The sequence below is a fragment of the Bacillus sp. P4_E1 genome, from assembly GCF_056401715.1.
The window spans coordinates 72,092-95,194 of record NZ_JBFUIV010000003.1 but is presented as its reverse complement, the minus strand read 5'-3'; the positions used below and the strand labels follow the sequence as shown (position 1 = coordinate 95,194).

28 protein-coding genes are annotated in these 23,103 nt (G+C 35.8%); 8 read left to right on the top strand and 20 right to left on the bottom strand.

Translation table 11 applies throughout. The features are described 5' to 3' along the window. Positions 1 to 227: 227 nt before the first annotated feature. The gene (locus AC1DS7_RS04870) at positions 228 to 587 is read right to left on the bottom strand and encodes a MerR family transcriptional regulator (protein ID WP_476998805.1); all 360 of its coding nucleotides are present in this window, start codon (positions 585 to 587) and stop codon (positions 228 to 230) included. A gap of 140 nt (positions 588 to 727) precedes the next feature. Between AC1DS7_RS04870 and AC1DS7_RS04865 the strand changes: the two genes are divergently transcribed. Continuing rightward, positions 728 to 1,498, top strand: a complete 771-nt coding sequence (locus AC1DS7_RS04865; RefSeq protein WP_012260377.1) for an SDR family NAD(P)-dependent oxidoreductase — start codon at positions 728 to 730, stop codon at positions 1,496 to 1,498. A 78-nt stretch (positions 1,499 to 1,576) separates the two neighbouring features. Here the strand turns inward: AC1DS7_RS04865 and AC1DS7_RS04860 are convergent, their stop codons facing one another. Both AC1DS7_RS04860 and AC1DS7_RS04855 read right to left on the bottom strand, forming a co-directional pair. Then, positions 1,577 to 2,032: an N-acetyltransferase gene (locus AC1DS7_RS04860; protein WP_476998804.1), complete on the bottom strand. Its 456-nt coding sequence runs from the start codon at positions 2,030 to 2,032 to the stop codon at positions 1,577 to 1,579. A gap of 291 nt (positions 2,033 to 2,323) precedes the next feature. Further along, a complete protein-coding gene (locus AC1DS7_RS04855; RefSeq protein WP_012260375.1) occupies positions 2,324 to 2,818 on the bottom strand; it encodes an Lrp/AsnC family transcriptional regulator in 495 nt (164 codons plus the stop codon). 205 nt (positions 2,819 to 3,023) lie between these two features. Between AC1DS7_RS04855 and AC1DS7_RS04850 the strand changes: the two genes are divergently transcribed. After that, a complete protein-coding gene (locus AC1DS7_RS04850) occupies positions 3,024 to 3,935 on the top strand; it encodes a DMT family transporter (protein ID WP_012260374.1) in 912 nt (303 codons plus the stop codon). Positions 3,936 to 3,968: 33 nt separating this feature from the next. Here the strand turns inward: AC1DS7_RS04850 and AC1DS7_RS04845 are convergent, their stop codons facing one another. The 10 genes from AC1DS7_RS04845 to AC1DS7_RS04800 all read right to left on the bottom strand — a co-directional run bounded on the left by AC1DS7_RS04845 (position 3,969) and on the right by AC1DS7_RS04800 (position 12,499). Then, positions 3,969 to 4,451: a PRK06770 family protein gene (locus tag AC1DS7_RS04845; protein ID WP_012260373.1), complete on the bottom strand. Its 483-nt coding sequence runs from the start codon at positions 4,449 to 4,451 to the stop codon at positions 3,969 to 3,971. Between the two features lie 88 nt (positions 4,452 to 4,539). Next, positions 4,540 to 4,944 (bottom strand): nuclear transport factor 2 family protein, encoded by a 405-nt coding sequence (locus AC1DS7_RS04840; RefSeq protein WP_012260372.1) that lies wholly within the window; start codon positions 4,942 to 4,944, stop codon positions 4,540 to 4,542. Beyond that, positions 4,944 to 5,744, bottom strand: coding sequence for an MBL fold metallo-hydrolase (locus AC1DS7_RS04835; protein ID WP_012260371.1), 801 nt, complete (start codon positions 5,742 to 5,744; stop codon positions 4,944 to 4,946). The genes AC1DS7_RS04840 and AC1DS7_RS04835 overlap by 1 nt, the downstream gene beginning before the upstream one ends. A gap of 182 nt (positions 5,745 to 5,926) precedes the next feature. After that, positions 5,927 to 6,331, bottom strand: a complete 405-nt coding sequence (locus AC1DS7_RS04830) for a DoxX family protein (protein ID WP_001077751.1) — start codon at positions 6,329 to 6,331, stop codon at positions 5,927 to 5,929. Between the two features lie 168 nt (positions 6,332 to 6,499). Next, on the bottom strand, positions 6,500 to 7,558 hold the full coding sequence (locus AC1DS7_RS04825; protein ID WP_215588741.1) for a DUF871 domain-containing protein: 1,059 nt from the start codon (positions 7,556 to 7,558) through the stop codon (positions 6,500 to 6,502). Positions 7,559 to 7,608: 50 nt separating this feature from the next. Next, positions 7,609 to 8,973 carry a PTS transporter subunit EIIC gene (locus AC1DS7_RS04820; protein WP_002029962.1) on the bottom strand — a complete coding sequence of 455 codons (1,365 nt, stop codon included), beginning with the start codon at positions 8,971 to 8,973 and terminating at the stop codon, positions 7,609 to 7,611. A gap of 23 nt (positions 8,974 to 8,996) precedes the next feature. Beyond that, positions 8,997 to 9,881 (bottom strand): N-acetylmuramic acid 6-phosphate etherase, encoded by an 885-nt coding sequence (gene murQ, locus AC1DS7_RS04815; protein WP_002140489.1) that lies wholly within the window; start codon positions 9,879 to 9,881, stop codon positions 8,997 to 8,999. 155 nt (positions 9,882 to 10,036) lie between these two features. Beyond that, a complete protein-coding gene (locus AC1DS7_RS04810) occupies positions 10,037 to 10,900 on the bottom strand; it encodes a MurR/RpiR family transcriptional regulator (protein ID WP_088038554.1) in 864 nt (287 codons plus the stop codon). Between the two features lie 17 nt (positions 10,901 to 10,917). Further along, complete coding sequence (locus AC1DS7_RS04805; RefSeq protein ID WP_016101746.1) at positions 10,918 to 11,247, bottom strand: hypothetical protein; 330 nt, start codon at positions 11,245 to 11,247, stop codon at positions 10,918 to 10,920. Between the two features lie 124 nt (positions 11,248 to 11,371). Next, positions 11,372 to 12,499: a cation:proton antiporter gene (locus AC1DS7_RS04800; RefSeq protein WP_016094715.1), complete on the bottom strand. Its 1,128-nt coding sequence runs from the start codon at positions 12,497 to 12,499 to the stop codon at positions 11,372 to 11,374. Positions 12,500 to 12,788: 289 nt separating this feature from the next. On the opposite strand from AC1DS7_RS04800, the gene AC1DS7_RS04795 reads away from it, so the two are divergent. Further along, on the top strand, positions 12,789 to 14,192 hold the full coding sequence (locus tag AC1DS7_RS04795) for an amino acid permease (protein WP_002188416.1): 1,404 nt from the start codon (positions 12,789 to 12,791) through the stop codon (positions 14,190 to 14,192). Between the two features lie 144 nt (positions 14,193 to 14,336). Here AC1DS7_RS04795 and AC1DS7_RS04790 read toward each other — a convergent pair whose 3' ends face one another. Continuing rightward, positions 14,337 to 14,540, bottom strand: a complete 204-nt coding sequence (locus AC1DS7_RS04790) for a hypothetical protein (RefSeq protein ID WP_000391506.1) — start codon at positions 14,538 to 14,540, stop codon at positions 14,337 to 14,339. A gap of 80 nt (positions 14,541 to 14,620) precedes the next feature. After that, the gene (locus AC1DS7_RS04785) at positions 14,621 to 17,083 is read right to left on the bottom strand and encodes a LamG-like jellyroll fold domain-containing protein (protein ID WP_476998803.1); all 2,463 of its coding nucleotides are present in this window, start codon (positions 17,081 to 17,083) and stop codon (positions 14,621 to 14,623) included. Positions 17,084 to 17,436: 353 nt separating this feature from the next. Between AC1DS7_RS04785 and AC1DS7_RS04780 the strand changes: the two genes are divergently transcribed. After that, positions 17,437 to 17,862 (top strand): S-Ena type endospore appendage, encoded by a 426-nt coding sequence (locus AC1DS7_RS04780; RefSeq protein ID WP_002087412.1) that lies wholly within the window; start codon positions 17,437 to 17,439, stop codon positions 17,860 to 17,862. Between the two features lie 57 nt (positions 17,863 to 17,919). Here AC1DS7_RS04780 and AC1DS7_RS04775 read toward each other — a convergent pair whose 3' ends face one another. The 5 genes from AC1DS7_RS04775 to AC1DS7_RS04755 all read right to left on the bottom strand — a co-directional run bounded on the left by AC1DS7_RS04775 (position 17,920) and on the right by AC1DS7_RS04755 (position 20,314). Next, positions 17,920 to 18,264 (bottom strand): DUF3992 domain-containing protein, encoded by a 345-nt coding sequence (locus AC1DS7_RS04775; protein ID WP_000525802.1) that lies wholly within the window; start codon positions 18,262 to 18,264, stop codon positions 17,920 to 17,922. Positions 18,265 to 18,284: 20 nt separating this feature from the next. Beyond that, the gene (locus AC1DS7_RS04770; protein WP_002134576.1) at positions 18,285 to 18,653 is read right to left on the bottom strand and encodes a DUF3992 domain-containing protein; all 369 of its coding nucleotides are present in this window, start codon (positions 18,651 to 18,653) and stop codon (positions 18,285 to 18,287) included. Positions 18,654 to 18,763: 110 nt separating this feature from the next. After that, positions 18,764 to 19,369, bottom strand: a complete 606-nt coding sequence (locus AC1DS7_RS04765; RefSeq protein ID WP_002010780.1) for a DedA family protein — start codon at positions 19,367 to 19,369, stop codon at positions 18,764 to 18,766. A gap of 11 nt (positions 19,370 to 19,380) precedes the next feature. After that, complete coding sequence (locus tag AC1DS7_RS04760) at positions 19,381 to 19,662, bottom strand: YkvA family protein (RefSeq protein WP_000733844.1); 282 nt, start codon at positions 19,660 to 19,662, stop codon at positions 19,381 to 19,383. A gap of 241 nt (positions 19,663 to 19,903) precedes the next feature. Continuing rightward, on the bottom strand, positions 19,904 to 20,314 hold the full coding sequence (locus AC1DS7_RS04755; protein ID WP_002029946.1) for a VOC family protein: 411 nt from the start codon (positions 20,312 to 20,314) through the stop codon (positions 19,904 to 19,906). Positions 20,315 to 20,422: 108 nt separating this feature from the next. On the opposite strand from AC1DS7_RS04755, the gene AC1DS7_RS04750 reads away from it, so the two are divergent. The 4 genes from AC1DS7_RS04750 (at position 20,423) to brnQ2 (ending at position 23,077) form a co-directional block, all read left to right on the top strand. Then, entirely contained in the window at positions 20,423 to 20,638 is a 216-nt protein-coding gene (locus AC1DS7_RS04750) for a spore coat associated protein CotJA (protein WP_002193326.1), read from the top strand. Positions 20,639 to 20,646: 8 nt separating this feature from the next. After that, the gene (locus tag AC1DS7_RS04745) at positions 20,647 to 20,910 is read left to right on the top strand and encodes a spore coat protein CotJB (RefSeq protein WP_000194953.1); all 264 of its coding nucleotides are present in this window, start codon (positions 20,647 to 20,649) and stop codon (positions 20,908 to 20,910) included. A 61-nt stretch (positions 20,911 to 20,971) separates the two neighbouring features. Continuing rightward, positions 20,972 to 21,541 carry a spore coat protein CotJC gene (gene cotJC / locus AC1DS7_RS04740; RefSeq protein ID WP_002140479.1) on the top strand — a complete coding sequence of 190 codons (570 nt, stop codon included), beginning with the start codon at positions 20,972 to 20,974 and terminating at the stop codon, positions 21,539 to 21,541. A 219-nt stretch (positions 21,542 to 21,760) separates the two neighbouring features. Next, positions 21,761 to 23,077 carry a branched-chain amino acid transport system II carrier protein BrnQ2 gene (gene brnQ2 / locus AC1DS7_RS04735; protein ID WP_002029943.1) on the top strand — a complete coding sequence of 439 codons (1,317 nt, stop codon included), beginning with the start codon at positions 21,761 to 21,763 and terminating at the stop codon, positions 23,075 to 23,077. Positions 23,078 to 23,103: the final 26 nt, after the last annotated feature.

Genomic DNA, 23,103 nt, shown 5'->3' with positions numbered 1-23,103 from the left:
TCTTAAATCCACATGAATATTTCTTAATAATCTGTTAATAATGGTAGTAACATAATATTTTCTCCATTCCCCCCTTGGAGATCCCTTTGAATCGAGCAGTTGCTTTTAGCTAACTGCTCTTTTTTTAATTTATCGGCACATTATAATAAAATACTCATAGATAAATTCCAAAACAAAAACCTGTACTCCCTTTTCAACATGCAACAAAGAACGAAATATTTTGTACGCTATTTACTTTTCAACGAGTCTTTGTATGCAATAATTTTATTTTCGAGCATCTTCTCTGTAACTTCTAAATTTTCTCTTTGAATCTGAATAGATCTCCTATGATCTTCTAAGAGCTGTAAACGAGCTTCGGTTGTATGCTCCCCTTCTAAATATAATCTAGCATATTCTCTTATTTTCGCTATCGGCATTTGTGTTTGTTTTAATTTCATTACAAACTGCAACCACTTTATATGTGACTCTTCATACAATCTATTCCCATTTGCATCGCGATTTGCAATTAATATGTTCTCCTTTTCATAATAACGTAATGTATGTGTGCTCACTCCTAATAATTTAGCTACCTCGCTAATTGTGTACATAACCATTCTCCCTCCGCACGCCATTTACTCTCATATATTTTACTGCCTTATCCAAATTATAAAAAACATTTGACTTAGAGTATACTCTAACAAATACAATCTAACCATGATAAATTAATTTGAATTTAGGAGGCTTTTATATGAAATATACTGTTATTACTGGTGCTAGTTCAGGAATTGGCTATGAATCCGCTTTAGCCTTTGCATCTCGCGGAAAAAACTTAATACTTGTAGCTCGAAGACAAGCAGAATTAGAAGAATTAAAATTGAAAATTAACGAAATGCATCCGGAATTGGATGTTGTCATTCGAAGAACTGATTTATCAGTCACTGAAGAAGTTTATAAATTTTATGAAAGTCTACAAAGTTTTCAAATTGAAACGTGGATTAACAACGCAGGTTTTGGTAATTTTGCCTCAATTGCTGAACAAAATTTAAACAAGATAGAAACGATGTTGCATGTAAATATAGAAGCACTAACAATACTATCTTCCCTTTTCGTTCGAGATTATTCAATGACCGCAGGAACACAGCTTATTAACGTTTCATCAGGCGGTGGATACACGATTGTTGCTGATGCTGTTACGTATTGCGCTACGAAATTTTATGTAAGTGCATTTACAGAAGGACTATCTCACGAACTGAAAGAACAAGGTGCAAAACTACAAGCAAAAGTTTTAGCTCCTGCTGCAACTGAAACAGAATTCGCAAAACGTTCATTTGATATTGATGAATTCCAATACGATAATGTTGTACCAAAATTCCACACTGCAAAACAAATGGCACAATTTATGCTCGACCTTTATGATAGCGATAAAGTTGTAGGGCTTGTCGATGGTTCTACTTATAACTATGAGCTTAAAAATCCCATTTTTAATTTTGCAGTGCGACAAACGAATTCAAATTCTTAACAACATCTCATTTCTGATTAAAATATAGATACCCACTATTTCTTAAATAATAGTGGGCCTTTTTTCTCTCTAAAAATTTCACCCCACATACCGTATCATCGCCACCTCATCACAATAATCAACTTTTGGACAATGTCTACAATCAATCCACACTTTTTCTGGCAATGCTTGTCTATTCACAAAATCAAACCCGCACTTTTGAAAAAATTCTGTTTCATATGTTAAAGAAATTACCCTGTTCACTTTTATCTTTGCCGCCTCATTCATTACATGATTCACTAACTTACGCCCTATCCCTTTTCCTGCATATATATGCGAAACTACTAACGATCGTACTTCTGCGAGATCCTCTCCTAACACATGCAAACCAGCAACTCCAACGACTTCCTCCCCTTCTTTCATAACATATAAACATTGTAAATATTGATAGAGAGACAAAAGAGAACGCGGCAAAACAACTCCTTCTTTTGCATACATTTCAATGAGATTATAAATTTCTTTCACATCACTTGTAACCGCATTAAAGATTTTCATATTATATCCCCTTGCCCCCAGCATTAATATTTATAACAACGAATGAATTTTAATTCATAATTTCATATAATAATACATCTCTCTTTTCTCTCCGTCAATCACTTTTCTGAATTTTATCCCGCATTAACGGGCAGTAAGACTCCCACCTCAAAATTCGGCTGAAGCAAAGAAGGTAGGTGGGAGTCGGGCTGCCCCTAAACGCCCGATTGGTGAAGGCTAATAATCAGTGGTGGATGAACAAAACCCCCACTGATTAAAGTTTCACTTTACACAAACAAAAAACCAAGCAACTTAATCGATGCTCGATTCCTCATTTCGTATCGGCAATACCGTCGAATATTTAATTTCACGAAGTGCTAAACTCGTCTGTATCCGTGTAATACCAAGCTTGTTCAACTTTCTAATAAACTGCTCCAGTTCTTTACGATCACGATTCGCAACTTTTAATAAATAATCATACTCTCCTGTTAAACAGTGACATTCTAACACTTCAGGCATAGATTCTAATTCTCGTTCTAACACTTCCAGCTTTTCATACTGATGAATATTCGTACTCATAAAAATGAAACATAATAAATCAAATCCAAGCTTTTCTTGATTTAAAATTGCTACTTGCTTATCAATAAAACCTTCCCCATCTAACCTTTTTATTCGTGCATGCATCGCAGCTGGAGATAAATTAACACGGCGTGCTAGTTCTGCATTACTTACTTGTGATTCTTTCTGCAATATATCTAAAATTTTCACATCCAAATCATCAAGCACTTTAATAACAGATGACTCCATCAAAATTCCCCCTTTTTTCTTACCGATGATTATTCGAAGAAACATCTCATAACTTATATAAAACTGAATGTTTTTCTGCAAAATAGATTTCTAACGAAACATTTTATCGAGTTTTTACCATTATACAAAAGAATATATTAGATAATAAAGAAAAATGCTAAAATTATTTACAGTTCATTCTTATTTCAACAAAGGGGTTTTTAGTATGCCTTATTTTTACGTCTTTTTACTATTATTAACAAGCTTATTATGGGGAGGAAATTTTGTCGTTGGGAAATCACTTGTCGATCATGCGTCTCCGATGACACTGACAAGTTTAAGATGGATGATTGCGATTGTTTGTTTATTACCACTCGTATGGTTTAAAGAGAAGAAAATTATTCCACCGCGTGCTGCTATAATCCCGTTAGTAATTATGGGAATTACAGGCGTCGCTCTTTTCAACATTTTTCAATTTTTAGCACTAGAAAAAACATCCGCAACGAATGTAGGTCTTATTTCTACATTGAACGCTATTTCAATTGCATTATTTTCTGTGCTATTTCTAAAAGAAAAAGTAAATACACTTCAAATTCTTTCTATGATTCTTTCATTTTTCGGGGTTATGCTCGTCCTTTTAAAAGGAAATTTTGCTCTTTTATTTTCACTACATTTTAATAGCGGGGATTTATGGATGATTGCAGCAGTTTGTATTTGGGGCATTTATTCTGTTTGTAGTAAATGGGCGACAAAAACAGTTACACCGCTAATGGCTACATTATATTCTGGCATTTTTGGTGTCATTTTATTGCTTCCATTTAACATAGGTAGCTTCACTGTTTCCAATATCAACTCTTCCTTCATAACATCACTTTTATATACAGGACTCATTTCAACAGTACTTTGTATGGTGTTTTGGAATATTGGTGTACAGAAATTAGGCGCTACTACATCGGGGATTTTTCTAAATTTCAATCCAATTTTCACAGCTATTTTAGCATTTATTTTCCTTGGAGAAGAACTAACATGGATTCAAATTTTCGGGACAATTATCGTCGTTACAGGGTGCTATTTATTCTCTCATTTTAAAACTGTTTCTCCTCAGACGACTAGAGCTTTAGTACGAAAGCATTCTTAATGAAAAAGCATCGCCACCAGAGTGGCGATGTTTTTATTTACCTTTCATTTCTTTCACATACTGTTTTTCTTCTTCTGGCGATAAACGTTCTGTTGCCTTTCCGGTATCACCACCTTGAATTTCCCACAAAAAGTTATGCTCCTCAACCGTCTGTGAAAAATCCCCTTTCTCCCAACGCTCTAAAGTAGAAAGTAGCTTTGCTTTATATTTAAAATTAGTACTGCTTTCTACTGCGTTCTTCGCACTACGAATTTCCTTATTTGTCATTTCGATAAATCCCCATTTATCAGATGATTTCACTTTTTGATGTACCATCCTATGCATTGTAGAAATAATTTCATCTTCACTAAATTGTGGCTTCTCTTCCGCAACTTTCTTGTCCTGTTGGCTCATCACTTTTTGTGTTTTAAGACTCTTCTCCTCTTCCTCTATATAATTAAGAAGTTTAGTAACACCGAATACAGCTCCTATCGCAATTACAATCATTGTAATTGCCCCTATTATCCATTTTTTCATATTATGTACTCCCCATTCCCCCTAATAATTACATAAACAAATGGAATCGCCTGCACATAGTCGATTCCATTTGTTTCCTTATTTCATTTTAAGCCTTCATCGCTTCTCGTACAATGTAACTGTCCACATATTGCTTAAATTTCACGATTTTTCCATTTTCAAGCTGCCACACATGAACAAATTCCGCCTCAAATGATTTTCCCGTCTCTTTATAAACTCCTGAATAAACACCTTCAGCAATAATCACATCTTTTCCGTTTACTTCATGGTACGTCTTTACACTCGCTTTATAATCATCCCATTCTGATCCTAAATGACTAAATACATTTTCCATTATAGCTTCTGTACCTATATACGTTCCGCCGTACGGAAAACCTTCTGCCTCTGTCCATTCCACTTTTTCAGAAAATGCTTCTGCTAAATGTTTTGCATTCGAAGAAGTTGATCCTTCATACGTGCTTTGAATAATTTCTAAATTTGTTTTTTGCTTCATTATTTTTTCGCCCCAAACGCGTTTGCCGCTAAAATAAGTCCAATTTCTAACGCTTTAACGCGCGGGAATCGTTCCTTTATTGCCGTTTGAATTTCTTCACTTGAAGGATTTCCTGCAAGAACTTCATCAAATGCAACTAAATATTTACGAGTATGTTTAATCGCGTCTGCTGTATTTGGTACGTCATAATCACGATGACCCGCTACAACAATTTCAGGATGAAGATTTTCAAGTTCACTTAATGTTTCTAACCATTTATGACGAGCTTCAGCATCTGTTTCTAACGTCCATACGAAAGTATTGTTATAAACGATATCGCCTGTAACAACGGCTTTTAATGATGGAATCCATACATAACTATTATTCGGTGTATCACCTTGCAAACCACCTTTAATGATTAAATCATTTCCCTCTAAAATCAATTTCTCTTCTGTTAATTCCTTTGGAACAATTGGTTGATGAGGAACATTATGCCCAATAGATGGTTTCCACTGTTCCACTTTCTTCTCAAATGTGTTACGAATATCTTCAATAGTATTCCGTAATGCAACAATCTTCGCTTCTGGAAATGCTTCATGTAATACATTTAATCCAAAATAGTGATCTGGATGGAAATGAGTCACATAAATATGAGTTAAATTCTTTCCTGTTTCAATAATTTGAGCTGCTAAACGGTGCGCATCACTTAATAAAAATTGTGCATCGATAAGAATTGCATCTTTTTCTCCGTATACAATTGTGGATGTAACTTGAAATGCTTGCTCAGATCCTGTAAAAACCTCTAAATGTAATTTTGACATGTTATTTCCTCCACTTTTTATTTACTCTTTTATATTCCTTTATTCTTTAAGCTTTATTCTAGTTGTAACTAAGTTAGTTACAACTAGAATAAAAAAATATACGAATCATTTTATTACTAATCGACTTGATGTAATCATTATAGTTACACCAAGTCGTCAAGTCAACACTAAAAAAATAAAATTTACTTCGTTTTCATTACTTTCTCTTTTAAGAAGCGATCTACATATCCTTCTGCTTTTACAACGAATAAATACGCACCCATTGATAATAATGCAAGATCTAATTCATATCCCGGATTCTTTCCATCTCCTAATAAGCCTGCTGCTCCATTTACCTTCACGATAGCTCCAGCTAAAATAAGAGCGAATAACAATCCTACATACCTCACGCCTAAACCGATAATTAATAATATACCACCAACTAATTCAACTGTTGCTACGCCATATGCAAGACCACCTGGTAAGCCGATGCTTGTAAACCACCCTGCTACGTTATCTATACCTGATTGAAACTTTGCTAAACCGTGTGCAAAAAAAGTAACTCCTAATACGATACGAATAATTAAATTACCAATATATTGATTCATTCTGAACTCTCCCTTTTTGTTTTGTTATGGTGAACATTTATTCACAATACAAAACAATACGGTATTTCTTTTCATTCGTCAAATGCTTTTTTAAAGAAACCAAAAAACATTATCCTTTTTGCAGATAATGTTTTTTATAAAATAGTGCTAATTCAAGCTTTCGCTCTATTACTTAGAAAAAGGTTGAAAATTTTTCCCAGCACCTATATAAGACAATAAAGACACATCTTCTTCCATCACCATTCCAACAACATTCACTTTCCTATCTTCAGGTAAATCATTTATAACTATTTGCATTTCACCAGCATATCTACCGTACAATTCATTATCAATTGTAATACTGCCTCGTTTTCTTGAAATTGTATTCATCGGTTGTAATGCAACTTTATTTTCTTCGCGCGATTCTACAGAACGAATTACATCACGAGCCGGATCAAGCCGGTTCGTATGCACTTGCTCTACCACTTTTAATACTTCACTTGCATTTATAAATGACTCATACCGCAGCGGAATAATCCCACCACTCGCACTCGAGATTTCTTGTACACTTTCTAGGCTCCCACTTATGTCTCCAATTAAAACTTTATCAACAGCACAATCTTGCACAAGCTCTAAATATGCTTCAAGCGGGCGCATATAGCGGTGCTTTTCTAAAGTTGGTAAACCCTCATATAACGGACCGCGTTTTTCACCATCTCCCGGAATAAACGCCATCGTTTTTATTCCGCACTCATGTAAATATTTATTTTGTTTTTGCAAGAATGATTTGGCTAGTCCTGTTTCTGGACGCGGATAAAAATTATGCCACGCTTCTACTCGATCTACTCGTATATTTTCCGCAAGTAACTCTTTCCAAAATGATTCTGTAATCGTACTCGCGTTTAACGCTACCTTCATCTTATGAGATACACGTGCGATTTCTTTTGGCGTAATACCGTAATCCATTCGTAAACCAGTAATGCCAAAGTCTAATAACTCTTCCACATTTTCATACGTCATCCCTAAATGGTTTAACGATTTTGGAGAGACATCAACCATTAATTCCATTTCATTTTCGAGAGCTTGTTTCCCAAGTATTTGAATTAACTCCTTATACGTATTCGGATCATCTTCTGGAATGTGAAGAGATGTAAAAACAGATGAAAATCCGTTTTCTTTCGCTAGTTTTAACCATGCTTCTTGTTTCTCTACTCGCTCTTTTGAAAGATAAATTGAAACTCCTATCATATGAATCTCTCCTTCTATTAATATAAAAAAAGAGAAAGGAATCCCTTTCTCTATATGTTTTCTGCCATTTCTTCTTTAAAGCCGAAGAAGTACGTAAAGATGAATCCGAACGTATATGCAACTACTAATCCAAGGAAATATAATAAATATTTATTATCAGCAATTAACGGAATTAATGATAATCCTGATACACCTATTCCGAGTGAAGCCGTTTTCATAACAGCTTGGAATGCACCACCGACAGCCGCTCCTAAACAAGCAGTAATAAACGGTTTCCCAAGTGGCAATGTAACCCCGTATAATAGCGGTTCGCCAATCCCTAAAAATCCTACTGGTAATCCACCTTTAATCACATTACGAAGGCGTTTATTTTTTGTTTTCACATAAATCGCAATTGCTGCTCCTACTTGCCCAGCGCCAGCCATTGCGAGTACTGGTAATAAAGGCGTTACGTGCGTTTGATTAATAAATTCCATATGAATCGGTGTTAAACCGTGATGTAATCCGACCATTACGAGAGGTAAAAATGTTCCGGCAAGCACAGCTCCAGCAAATGCTCCGCCAACATTTAAAATTGCATTAATACCGCTTGTAATACCATCAGATAAGAAGCCTGCTACTGGCTGAATCGCTAACATCGTTACTATACTTACAGCTAATACAGTAATGAGTGGTGTTACGATAATATCAACTGCATTTGGCACCGCTTTTCGCACTCGTCTCTCAACTACAACCATAAGCCATGCTGCAAAAATAACTGCAAATAATCCGCCCCGTCCGGGTACGAGCGCTTCACCAAATAATTTTACATTCGCCATCGCTGGGTTAAAAATTAAAATACCTGCAATTGCCCCAAGAACTGGTGTCCCGCCAAATTCTTTCGCTGTATTCCAACCGACTAAAATTCCTAAGAATGTAAAGATACCGCCGCCAATAAGTAGTAGCATTTGTAGCCACGTTGCATTCGGATCAGCACCTGCGTTTTTCGCAAAGTTAGCAACCCCATTTATAATTCCTGACGCAACAAGCCCCGGAATTAGCGGAATGAAAATACTTCCTATTTTTCTTAAAAAGTTTTTCACTGGTGTATTATTTTTCTTCTTAATCTCTGACTTCATCTCTTGCCCAAGATCTTCAAGGTGGTGATCTGCCACCTCACCAATTCGCAGTCCCGTTAAACCTTCCATCTCAGCTGCTACTTTATTTACTGTCCCTGGTCCAACAACAACTTGAAGCGTCTCATCTTCAATAACGCCCATAACCCCTTCAACCTTTTTCAAAAGGTCCATATTCACTTTACTTTCATCATGAAGCGTTAATCGCAGTCTCGTCATACAATGAGCAATGCCACGAATATTTTTTACTCCCCCAAGTTGCTCTGAAATCTCTTTGGCCATTCTCTCTTCTTTCTTCATAATAGAATCCCCCTCCCCAAAGTTTAAAGTGCTTTCTTCACAAATCCTTTCGCACCTTTTAATTTTTCTAGTGCTTCCCCATATTCACACTGTAGTAATATCATAACGATTGCAGCTTTCACATTTCGATCTGCTTTCTCATAACACTCTGTAGCTACTTCATAACTAGCGCCTGTCGCTTCAACAATAATTCGTTTTGAGCGTTCTACCAATTTTTCATTTGTAGATTGAACATCTACCATTAAGTTTTTATATACTTTCCCTACACCAATCATAGACGCTGTAGAAATCATATTGAGTACTAACTTTTGCGCTGTGCCAGCCTTCAACCGTGTTGAGCCTGTTAATATTTCTGCGCCTGTTTCCACTTCCACATTTAGTTTTGCATATTTACTTATTTCAGCATTTTTATTACAGGAAATACTAGCTGTGCTTGCTCCCACGCTACTTGCATATTTCAATCCGCCAATTACATAGGGTGTTCTACCACTTGCTGCAATTCCAATAACCGTATCTTTCTCGTTTAATCCAATACTTTTTAAATCTTCTTTTGCTAACTCTTCACGATCTTCGGCACCTTCCACCGCCTTAGTAAACGCTTTCAATCCACCTGCTATAAATCCTTGAACCATTTTATCATCTGTTCCAAATGTCGGGGGACATTCTACTGCGTCTAAAATGCCTAAACGGCCACTCGTACCAGCCCCAATATAAATTAAACGGCCTTCTTCTTCAAAAGACTTAGTAACAATTTGTACAACCTTTTCAATTTCTTCTATTTCATTTTCAACTGCTAACGCAACAGTTCGATCTTCTTCATTCATACTTTGTAACACTTCTTTTATACTCATCTCATCTAGATTCATCGTTTTCTCATTACGGTGTTCTGTCGATAAATTCTCTAACATATTGCCACCCTCTTCGAAATTATATTTCACACTTTTATTATAACTTTAAGAAACTAAAAATCAATAACTCTTTCTTATTTTATGAAATAAAATTTCACAACATGACATATTTGTGTCAAAGATAATAAAAAAGATGAGTCTCCCCATCTTTTCTTCTACTTCAATTTCCGTAACCGTAATGCTTCTTCTCTCGTCTCCATAAATTGATCTAATACTTTATTACCAATTCGATTGAAAGTAATCACGTATAAAGCATCAATCATATTCAGTTGCGTCATTCTCGAAGCAATACTCGCAATGCGATGGTCTTGCTCTACATCTGGCATACAAAGGCGAATGTCTGCCGCTTTATATAACGGAGATGATTGGTCTAGCTTCGTAATCGCAATAACTGTAGCCCCTCGCTTCTTCGCATATTGCGCCATTTCGAGCACATCTTTCGTCCGCCCAGAAGTTGAAATCGCCACAAATATATCTCCCTCTTTTAAATTCGTGACGAGTGGCAACATCATATGAAAATCAGATAGCATCATTGCAGTAAATCCAAGCCTTGTAAATTTATAAGCCCCGTCCATCGCCGGAGTAGCCGATCCGCCTACTCCGTAAAATATAATTTTATCCGCATTTACAATACGATCTGCAGCTCTCTCAAGTTCCTTTTTATCTATCGCAGTAACGCTCGCCTCAATTGCAGCTTTATTCACATATGTAACTTTATTAAACAAATCGTACGGTCCATCTTCCGTATTCATCACTGAAAAATCATTAATATTATAATCAGCAATCGTTAATTCACGAACGAGCGCTATCTTAAATGCTTTAAAGCTTCCGATTCCAATCGATTTACAAAAGCGAACAACACTCGCCTCACTTGCACCTGCATTCGTTGACACTTCTTTCGTCGTTAAATTCGGAACAATTTCTGCATTCTCCATTATGTACATGGCAACCTTCTTTTCGGCTGGTGAAAATTGATCCATATTACTTTCAATTTTAAATAGTAATGTTGAAGCTTTCACTATTTAACCTCCACTTCTTACGGTTGCGTATATTCTCTAATATCATTTGTATCATATAGATAAAAACCATCATTGCCAGGTGGATGGTGAACAATTACAGTTCGATCCCCTTTTTTATATGACGTTATTTCACCTTCAGATCGCTGTTTTTCCCATCCATGTATCCAAATTGCAAAGTCAGGTACAAAAGCAGTGTACTTATAGTCTTTCGGGTTTTCGTCTTCTACATAGGAAGAAAAAATAGAAACTGGAAATTTTTTTACTTTCGACTCTTTCCATGCAGTAAATGGTATACATAGTGCAATAAGTATGATTACACCTATAACTTTCCCCTTTGTAATCTTCACACTTCCCTCTCCTTGTCATATCACATACATAGATTTTATCATAATTACAATCCATTCATGCTACATGACCACTGCATTTTGCAATAAAAAAAGAGCTTACCTACATCAGATAAGCCCTTCCTCTCTATACAAAATACTTCTTCAAAAGCGGCGGCGTAATAATTGTCGTCAATATAACAACAATAACAATCGCTGTGAAATTTTCTTTCGCTAACAAATTCGCCGCAAGTCCATTTGCTGCAATGATAAGCGCTACTTCCCCGCGCGACACCATTCCCGCACCAATACTAATAGAAGATTGTAAGTTAAACCCTGTTAATCTTGCTCCTAAACCTGATCCGATTAACTTTGTAAAAATTGCGATGAGCGTCATAATGATAATGAACCAAAGTTGGCTTCCGATACCTTGAAATGTAATTTCCATTCCAATACTTACGAAGAAAACCGGTACGAATATCGCGTAAGCAATCGGTTCAATTTTATGTTCCACTTCATGCTTATACTCTGTTTGCGAAATCGCAATTCCTGCTGCAAATGCCCCAATAATACCTGCGATTCCCATCATTTCACTGTAATACGAAAAAGAGAAACAAATAATAAGTGCAGCACTAATTAACGCTTCTGTTACGCGAAGTGGTACGAGCATTTTCATAATCCACGGAACAACTTTCCAAGCGATGAAAACAATACTTACAAAAAAGATAATTTTCTTTGCAATGACTAGCGTTACATTTACATCTTGTGTGCCTAAAAAACTCATGACAAACGCTAATAAAATAACGACAATTACATCATCAAATACAGCTGCACCTAAAATCGTCGTACTTTCTCTCGTATTCATTTTCCCTAAATCTCTTAGCGTTTGAACAGAAATACTAACCGATGTGGCACAAAGTAATAACCCTAAAAAGATCGCATGCGACTGTAACATTCCAAAAGCAAGCCCTGCTAAATACCCACCAAGGAATGGGAAAATAATTCCTCCCATCGCTACTGCGAATGCAGATTTTAAATTCCGATTTAACTCTTCTAAATCTGTTTCAAGTCCCGCCATAAACATAAGTAGCAAAACACCAATTTCGCTAAGCTCATCAATAAGTTCTGAACTATTAATAATACCTAGCAAAGCCGGACCGATAATAATACCAACGATTAATTTACCGAGTACAGAAGGCTGGCCAAGTCTAACGCTAATATCACCAGCTAATTTCGTACAAAGTAAAATGACGACAAGTTCAAAATAAAATAACATAACATCTTCTCCTACTATAATAAAGTAAAACTTTAATCAGTGGATTATTCTTCATCTCTACTGATTGTTAACCTGCATCTATTTCTGCACATAGTTTCTCCTTACAACCGACTTTTTATTTGTTAAAATTTTATTTGACAAAATATTCTGAATTATAATAAGATTAACCCAGAAATTTTAAAAAACTACATACCATAACTGTATTTTCATTCACTTACATACTCTTTTCCAATGGGCTCGTACTATATTCGCAGTTATGGAAATGAAAACTAAAGGAGGAGAGTTCAAAGTGAAGTCATTATTACGAAAAAAAGCGCTTAGTACTGAATCACCACGACAGCTAGATCGAACATTAACGGCACTTGATTTAACGTTTTTAGGAATCGGCGCCGTAATTGGGACAGGGATTTTTGTATTAACAGGTATCGTAGCGGCAAAACATTCTGGCCCTGGTATTATGCTATCATTCCTTATTGCTGCATTTACTTGTGCTTGTGTAGCCTTTTGTTATGCCGAATTTGCTTCTTCTATTCCTGTCTCAGGAAGTGTGTATACTTACGCATACATGACAGTCGGGGAAGTCGTCGCCTTTATCGTTGGTTGGTGTTTAATGCTCGAATATTTACTCGCTGTTGCAGCGGTAGCTGTTGGCTGGTCTGGATACTTACAATCATTGCTTCAAGGGTTCAATATACACCTTCCCACCATTATTTCCTCGGCCCCTGGTACAGGAAAAGGTGGTCTCATTGATTTACCAGCTGTTTGTATTTTACTTCTCATTACTGGGCTTTTAAGTTTTGGTATACGCGAAAGCGCACGCATTAATAATGTTATGGTCCTTATCAAATTAGCAGTTATTATCGCCTTTATCGTAGCAGGTGCAAAATATGTAAAGCCTGAAAATTGGACACCGTTCATTCCATTCGGGTACGACGGTATTATTACCGGAGCTGCCACTGTCTTCTTCGCCTTTTTAGGTTTTGATGCAATCGCAACCGCGGCAGAGGAAACGAAAAAACCGCAGCGTGATTTACCAATTGGCATTATCGGTTCCCTTCTTATTTGTACAGTTTTATACATGATCGTATCTTTCGTTTTAACAGGCATGGTTCCTTATACGCAATTAGACGTTTCTGATCCAGTTGCATTTGCACTACATTTTGTTGGTGAAGATACTATTGCGGGGCTACTTGCAGTTGGTGCGATGACAGGAATGACAACCGTTCTTTTAGTCGTTATGTATGGACAAGTTCGTGTTTCTTATGCAATGAGCCGAGACGGCTTACTCCCAAAAGCTTTATCACGCGTAAATAAAAAAGTAAAAATCCCTTTATTAAACACATGGATTACTGGAGTATTTGCAGCTTTATTAGCAGGACTTTTAGACCTACATTTACTAGCGAATTTAGTAAACATCGGTACGTTAACAGCCTTCACATTCGTTTGCTTCGCTGTACTTATTTTACGGAAAACTCATCCTGATTTAAAACGAGGCTTCCGCACACCACTCGTACCTGTACTACCGGTTGTCGCTATTCTTTGTTGTTTATATTTAATGACTAATTTGTCCAAAACGACATGGATCAGCTTTTCATTTTGGCTTATAGTCGGTTTATGCGTATACTTCTTCTACTCTAGAAAACATAGTCATTTAGCTACTAAAAAAACAAATGATGAGAAAAAAGAAGTATAAAAAAATAGCTCGCCTATAATAAAGGCGAGCTATTTTCATTAACGATTGTAAAACGAAAAATATACCGATCAACTTTTGTATACTTATCCCGCTATTTGCCGGGCAGTAAGACTCCCACTGATTAAAGTTTCACTTTATTCTCCCTTACTTCGTCTCTTTCTTTTTCTTTCTCCACGCGTTTACACTATCAAAGAAAAAGTTAATAAATAGCGTTCCTAATCCCGCTAATAAAAATGTCATTAAAAATAGAATCCATATACTTTTATCTTTTAATAAATAATATCCTACAAGGAGCACAACGGCGATCCATACATATTCAAGAATTCTTTTTAGCTTTTTCTCTTCCAAATTATTCGCTCCCTTTTTCTATACTACTTTTAGTATAACAAAAAAAAAGCCTATCATGATAAGCTTCTTTTTCTTATACCTTATTTGTTGATGCTTTTTTCAACAAGTGAAATAGCGTGCTCTAGCGTACGATTCATTGATTCCACATACTCATCTTTTACATTTTTATCTTTTAACACAGCTTCCGCAACTGTGATTTTTTGACTTAATGATTTAACAGAACCGTCTGTTACATTTCCATCTTGCGCTTTCTTTACTAAAGCTTTTGCAGATTCAATATTCACTTGTAATTTTTCTTTCGGTGTTTTTGGCTGTTCTTCTGCTACCTTTGATTGTACAAATGTTTGGTTTGCTGTTTTTAATTCATTATACGTTTGAACAATTTGTTCTCCTGTACTCGCTATATTCTCAAACACTTTCTTTGCATTGTCATAGCTTCTTTGTAATTCGTTAAAAGCTGCTTGTGAATACTGACCTGGCTTTTCACCAAATTCATAAGTACCTGCCAATACTTCTTTCACTTTTCCGATTTCTTCATATAACGTATTTACTTGCTCTAATTTTGTACGAGTAGAAAACTCGTTATATGCCGCTACTACTTCTGAAGAACTTAATGCTTTACTATATAATTTTGCTAATGCAATTTGTCCATTTAACGGAATACCGCCATTTCCGTTGCTATCAGGATCTGCACCAAGTGCGAATGGTACGTTCGGGTGATATACTTTCCCTTGAGCCGGCTGACTATTTACTTTTTTACCATCTACATAAATTGCTACTTCACTGCCGTTATATGTTCCTGTTAAATGATACGTTTTGTTTGCTTCTAATTGAACACCCACACGTTTATAACTTCCACCAATATGAGCCCATAATTCTACATAGCCACTTCCTGTGGACTCAAAACCAATTCCACCGCTCTCTGTATTTTGCAAAATACCTTGTCCACGAATTTCATTCATTGAAAATACAGTTTCTAACGTAAATGAATTTGCTACTTTTTCTTTTTGTGCTGCTGAAAATGGAAGGTACCCAAATGTATTTGCTTTTCCGTTTAACTTCATAACATTCTTTTTCAATGCTTTATCATATTCAATAGTCACATTGCCCTTAACATCACCTTTTGTACCAAATGATGAACTGTCTTTAAATGTACCATCTGCAAAGTTTACATCAAAAACATCTGCCTTTGGTACTTTCACATTCGGGTCAATATTATCTTTTTTCGTAGTAATTTCTGCCGTTAATGGTTGTACACTTTCATTGCCGAATGAATCAATCGCAACAACTTCAAGTGTATATGTTTTCCCGCCATCTAGTCCTGCAAGTGTAAATGTCAGTTCTTTCGGCACTGGATCTCGATAAAACTCTGAGAATGCTAATAGCTTATTTTTAATCTCACCTGTTTGTTTATCCTTTGCTTGCAAGCGATAAGAATGAACAAGAAGGTTGTCCAATGCTTGCGGGAATGTTACTGTTGCCGCATTTTCCGTTACATTTAATACAGCAAGCTTTGCATCCTTCGCAAAGTATGGCTTTTCTTTATCACGATCTTCTCCATAGTTGAATCCTTCTTTTTTCGTTGGTAATTTAATTTTCCAAGGCTCACCTGTCCAAGAGTTTGTATGGAAATCACGGCGATTAATTGTTACCTCTTTGTCATCTACCTCTACCAATAAACCTTGGCTTAATGTACTAGCTCCTGGCGGGATATTCCCTTGTACTTTACCGCCTTCAACTTCCATATAGCTTACAGAAGATGTTCCAACAGACGTAAAATCTTTTTGATGAATCGATCTTGGATCATCTAATGGATAATGTGAATGACCTGAAAACGTAATTACTTGTGGGTATTCTTTTAATACCGCATTAATTTTCGCACTATCTTTCGTTCCCCATTCTTGGCTACCGTACACTGTATCTTTAATATGTTGATGTAAAAACACAAAAATCGGTTTTTCTGGATCATCTTTTTGTGCCTTTGCCATTTCTTCTTTTAACCAATTAATTTGCTTGTCCGAATAATAGCCATGTGTTGTCCCATCCTCTGGAGACATAACAAGGAAATGATACCCTTTTACCACTTTATGATAATAAACCGATTCCATTCCTGTCTTTTCTAAGAAACGCTTCTGTGCTCCCTCTACAGATAAGCCGTTCCAATAATCATGATTACCTAGAGAATTCATTCGTACCGCATCTTTATTTGCATTTTCGTTATACACTTGCATGAAACGATCATATTGCTTTACTGAACCCGAATCAGTAAAATCACCTACAATGACAAACGCATCTTGCTTTGGTGCAAGCGTATTAAATTGCTCAATCGCTCTTTTCCAGCGGAACGTATCATCTGTTCCACTATCTTTAATATGCACATCACTTACAACTGGGAAAACGATTTTCTTCTCACTTGGTGCCTTTTCTTGCTTTTTCTCTTCCGCTTTAACCGACGTACTCCATGGTAATGATACAAATACCAATACAAACACCATTAATAATCCAATAAGACCTTTTACTTTTCCTAAAGCAGTTCTTTCCACGTGAATCCTCCTCATAATAATTGATTCATTACAAGGGCTATTTTATCTTAAACATATTAATATCGTTTAAATAACAAATGAATTTTATTAGATTTTTGTAAATATACAGTTAATTAAGTGTTAAGTCCAACATTACTCGTACTATTGTATACAACCACCTTTTGTCTAAAAGAGTCTGATCATTCTTTTCCCATGTCTATTCACATATAATCTTTTCTATAACATTAATGATAAGTTAAGCTGTAAGCCTATTAGACAATCTTAATTTTACAAATTTTCTTCTTTTCTTAACACATCGGCCATGCTTCTACATTTAATAGTAGTAAAAGACAACTTAAAAAGGAGGGGTTGTATTGAAGAACAAAAAAAATATTGGCTGTTTCGCTCCTTTATCTATCATTTGTCCAGACCCTTGTCCACCGCCCCCTCCTCCAAATCCAAGTTGTGAGCGAGTAACAAATGAATTTGCAGGGAATTTCCTCATAACTAACAACACCATTCCCTCTACCAAAGATGCACTACAATCAATGATACTGTGGCAAAGTGATGGGATACTGCTTATATCAGGTACTGTCTCGGTTTACAATAGTACTAGCAGCACTGAAGCAATTACAATTCAAATCATTGGAGCAGTAACCAATATTTTCACTGTGTTTCCTGGCAATACAATATCTTACACAGGTAAAGATTTAAAATCCGTTAGTATTATTAATATACAAAATAATCCTTCACTATATTTAGAAGGTAAGTACTGTTGCCAATTTACATGTTGCTTATAGAATACCAATTTCATTACGTCCTTAATAAAAAAAGCATACCATTTACGGTATGCTTTTTTATGAAATTGGATAACGTACAGTAATACAAAACTCTCCTTGATTAACAGTTGTTCCTGTCGTAGTAATTCGGACAGTCGTAAAATATCGTACAGTGAAAGTACCACTACTTTGTGGTTGTACAGTAATTGTATCAACTACTGTAGCACCTACTAAAAAATCAACTGTAATCGGAGCTGCCCCTACATCATATTTCACGTAACCTGAACCATATACTTCTTGTGTAATATTATTCGTATATACAATTTGAGTACCAGCACCTGTAATAGACCAGTCTGTACATACTTGATCTTGCACAAGTGTTTTATTAGAACAACAAGACAAACCGGAACTTCTCATTCCCATTTTGATCCTCTCCTATTCTGCTATGAAAGTGGATAACGTGTTGTAATACAAAATTCTCCCTGATACGTTCCAGCAGGTGTTGCAGGTAGCACAACTTGTATACTAGCAAAGCGGCGATACGTAAAAGCGATACTCGTTCCTGGGTTTAATGTTTGTGTATCAATTGTAGCCCCAGCAGAATCAAGCGCTTCTACAGTAATTGGACCTGGACCAACATCATATTTAACAAAACCAGTACCAACTACATTTTGGTTAATATTATTTGTATAAAGAACATTATCAATTGCTGTTGCAACTACAGTAGCAGACCACGGACTACACACTTTATCTTGCACATAATTTTTATCTGGACAGCAAGTTAATGCTGACCCTGAGCACTCACAAGACATAGTTGTTTCCCCTCTCTCTTTTATATTCCCTATATGTGTATGTCCCTCAGAGTCTTTTGCCTGTACTATTCATCTATTTTCAAAAAATATGCAAATTCCATTACCAATGACTAGATAGATTCCGATCTGTTTCGTTTTTTCATAAATTTATAGATTAAAATACCACCTACAATAATAAGAACGACGGCTAATATCGGTAGCATATATTGTCCAACAACACCCGCTGCTTTTTCCCAATGCGGACCTAATTTCATTCCAAAATAAATATACAAAGTCGTTAATGGGAACATTGCTACAAATGTATATATGCTAAATTTCCATATGTTCATTTTCGCCATACCACATGGAACGGAAATAAGCGTTCGAACTCCTGGCACAAAGCGTCCAACAAATGCTACAACCGGTCCATATTTTTCAAAGAAATCATCTGCTTTTTGAATTTGTTCTTCTTTAATGAAGAAGTATTTCCCGTATTTTATTAATAGAGGACGACCACCGTAATACCCGAGCGCATATAACGTTAAAGGTCCTGTCGTTCCGCCAAGCGTTCCAGCTAATACAGCTAGCCAAAAATTCATATCTCCCTCATATACCCAATACCCAACCATGGGCAAAACTACTTCTGCTGGAATAAATTCAAACGTTAATGCTAACACAACTCCAAAATAAGAAAACTGCTTTAAAAACTCGATTATATCTAAAATAATTTGCTCCATATTTTCAACTCCTATCCTACGTTTACGTTATGCTTTTCTTGTAATTGAACTGGCGCCATCTTTACAATTCGGTTCAAAATAAATAACACAATTCCAATATCATCTAAAATACCAATGAACGGTAGGAAGTCTGGAATTAAATCGAGCGGCATCGCTACATAACCAACTAAAAAAGCAATAGATAAAATTTTCTTCTTTATTGAAACCTCTTTTGAAGTAAAAAAGTCAAATAGGAATGGAACAAAACGGCGGACATGAAATACAACTCTTAATCTACTTATAAGTTTTTTCATTTTTATTTCTCCTCTCTTTGTATACAAAAAGGACCCTACCAAATATGGTAAGGGTCCTAAAAAAGACAAGAAGGGGCCTTTACCATTGCTGGTAAAGGTCTCACTAACAACGAAACGTTGCCAATAAAGCCGAGGGTTTCTCCCTGTAATGACGACTTTACTGTAATAAGTTACTCCCCTTTATATACACAGTTTTATACAATCACATTAAAATATTTACCTAAGCTTGTCAATATTTTTTTCATTCACCATTCAGATTATTACATTGTAAAAGACTCTCTTCCATGTTCTCTATTGAAATAAATTGGAGTGTATAACCATCTGGATCATGAAATATTATTCTAACTTCTTCACCGCGGCGCTTTTCTACAAATGATATTTGATAAAACGCTAACTTTTTCTTTAAACGCTCGATATTTGTAGCTTTTAACAATAGTTCCTTCACTGATGATATAACAGTTTCTCTATGCTCTCCCAGTCCCCTGTTTACAACAAAACAAATTCTCGTTAAACCAATATCATACCACACACCTGTTACACGTATTTGTGGCCTCTCCTTGCTCGGTTTAAACCCTAGAATTCCTTCATAAAAATATAATGTTTCCTTTAAGTTTTTAGATTCTAAGACAATACATGTTGTAACACTTTCCATCCGCACTCCCCCTGCCCCTTTTAGTTTTCTATATGAGTCATAATTTGCAATTATGTACGAATACAATACATAGTGATGAATATTTCATTTATAAAGGAGGCGTGTAACATGGATAAATTCATGAAATCTTACATACCTTATCACGGTCCAAATGATCCTTGCCCTCCAATTGGAAAGAAATACTACTCAACTCCCCCACACCTATTTATGGGCTTTCAACCACCTAACTTACCCCAATTCCCACCAAACGAAGCTTTAAGAAAAGGGACTTTATGGCCTGCTTTTTATGATTTTTATGAAAATCCTCACAAAAAAGGACGGTGAATAAAAACGTGACACAAACATTGCCTGATGAATATTACAAATGGATTGAAGAACTACAAGAACTAGACTTTGTATTAGTTGAACTTACCCTCTATTTAGATACGCACCCCGACGATACTGCAGCTATAAATCAATTCAATGATTTCTCCTATAAACGAAGAGTATTACAACAAAAAATTGAAGAAAAATACGGGCCACTTCAGCAGTTCGGAAATAGTTATTCTAACGCTCCATGGCAATGGAGCCAAGGACCGTGGCCATGGCAAATATAAAATGAAACTTTAATCAAGTGGAGTTTACGGGCAGCAAATAGCGGGATAAAGGAGAGAAACTATGTGGATTTATGAAAAAAAATTACAGTATCCTGTTAAGGTGAGTACTTGTAATCCAGCACTCGCAAGATTATTAGTTGAACAGTACGGTGGTGCGGACGGCGAACTAGCTGCTGCTCTGCGCTACTTAAATCAGCGTTATACTATTCCTGATAAAGTCGTTGGCTTACTAACCGATATTGGTACAGAAGAGTTCGCACATTTAGAAATGATTGCTACAATGATTTATAAATTAACAAAAGATGCAACACCTGAACAAATGAAAGCTGCCGGATTAGACGCGCATTATGCGAATCATGATAGCGCCTTGTTTTACCATAATGCAGGTGGTGTTCCTTTTACTGCCACTTACATTCAAGCGAAAGGAGATCCTATCGCAGATTTATACGAGGATATTGCAGCTGAAGAAAAAGCACGAGCGACTTATCAATGGCTAATTGATTTATCAGACGATCCCGATATAAATGATAGCTTACGCTTTTTACGCGAACGAGAAATTGTCCATTCTCAACGTTTCCGAGAGGCTGTAGAAATTTTAAAAGAAGAACGTGATAGGCAAATTTATTTTTAATACACATATCCTAGCGATATGTGTTTTTTTACGTTCAAAGTTAAATCCTTCCTATTAAAGATATAAATAGTATATTTATTCAATTTTACGCATTATTTTAAAATATTTTTAAAATTCCCTCTTGCTTTCTAGTCATCAGACCTTTAAAATAATAACAGTCAATCGACAAATTATTTGAATTTTCGACAAAAAAACGCTCATTAGGAGGCTTTTCTTTATATGCGTACAACTTTAAAACCAGCGCAAATACTTTCGATTAGTTTATTACTATTCGCAGTTTTCTTCGGTGCTGGTAATATGATTTTTCCGCCTCTTCTCGGTCTTTCTTCCGGAGAAAATATGTGGGTTTCCATTACAGGATTTATTATTACAGATGTCGGTTTATCTTTACTAGCTATCGTCGCTGTTGCCCTTGCTGGTGGTAGTTTTAATACTTTAGCGAGCCGTGTTCACCCAAAATTCGCAGCAGTATTCGCTATCATTATTTATCTTTCCATCGGCCCACTATTTGTTATTCCACGAACTGGAACTGTATCTTATGAAATTGGGATTGCACCACTTTTCCCAGATCAATGGTACTCTATGTTAGTTTTTAGTGCGATTTTCTTTATAGTCGTCTACTTCTTATCGTTAAATCCATCCAAATTAGTAGATCATATCGGAAAAATATTAACGCCAATTTTGCTTGGAATTATTGCAATTATGGCAACAAAGGCGATTCTTTCACCAGTATCGTTCGCAGAACCTGTTGGTGACTATAAAGAAATCCCATTTTTCAAAGGATTTCTCGAAGGCTTTTTAACATTAGATGCAATCGGAGCTCTCGTATTATCAACAATTGTTGTAAATGCAATTCGCCAAAACGGTATACAAGATAAGAAATCCATTGCGAAATATACAATTATTTGCGGAAGCATTGCGGCTCTTTTCTTAACAATTGTTTACTTCTTACTAGGTTATATCGGCGCTTCAAACGGAAACTTAGGACAATTTGAAAATGGCGGTCAACTATTAGCAACTATTATGTATCAATTTTTTGGGACAAGCGGTAATGTTTTATTAAGTATCGCAATTATAGCCGCTTGTTTAACGACAGCAATTGGTGTTGTAAGTGCATTCGCTAACTATTTCACAACAGTATTAACAAATGTTTCATATAAGAAGCTTGTACTATACGTTTGTATTTTTAGCTTCGTTATTTCAAACTTAGGATTAAGTTTATTAATCAAAATTACATTACCCGTATTAATTATTTTATATCCAATTACAATCATTTTAATTTTCGTATCATTTATCGATAAATATACGAAACGTAAACCTTCTGTCTATATCGGAGCGATGATCGCAGCATTCATTATTAGCTGTATTCATGCACTTGATAATGTGGGAATGATACCAAGTTTTATCGCTAATATCGTACACACAATTCCTTTTTATAACTTAGGAATCGGCTGGATCGTTCCAGCAATAATCGGTGGTATAATCGGATACTGTATTCCACAAACAGAAGCTGCAGGTGAAGTTTCTACAAAATAAAGAAAAGAAGCAAGCATGAAATCCAT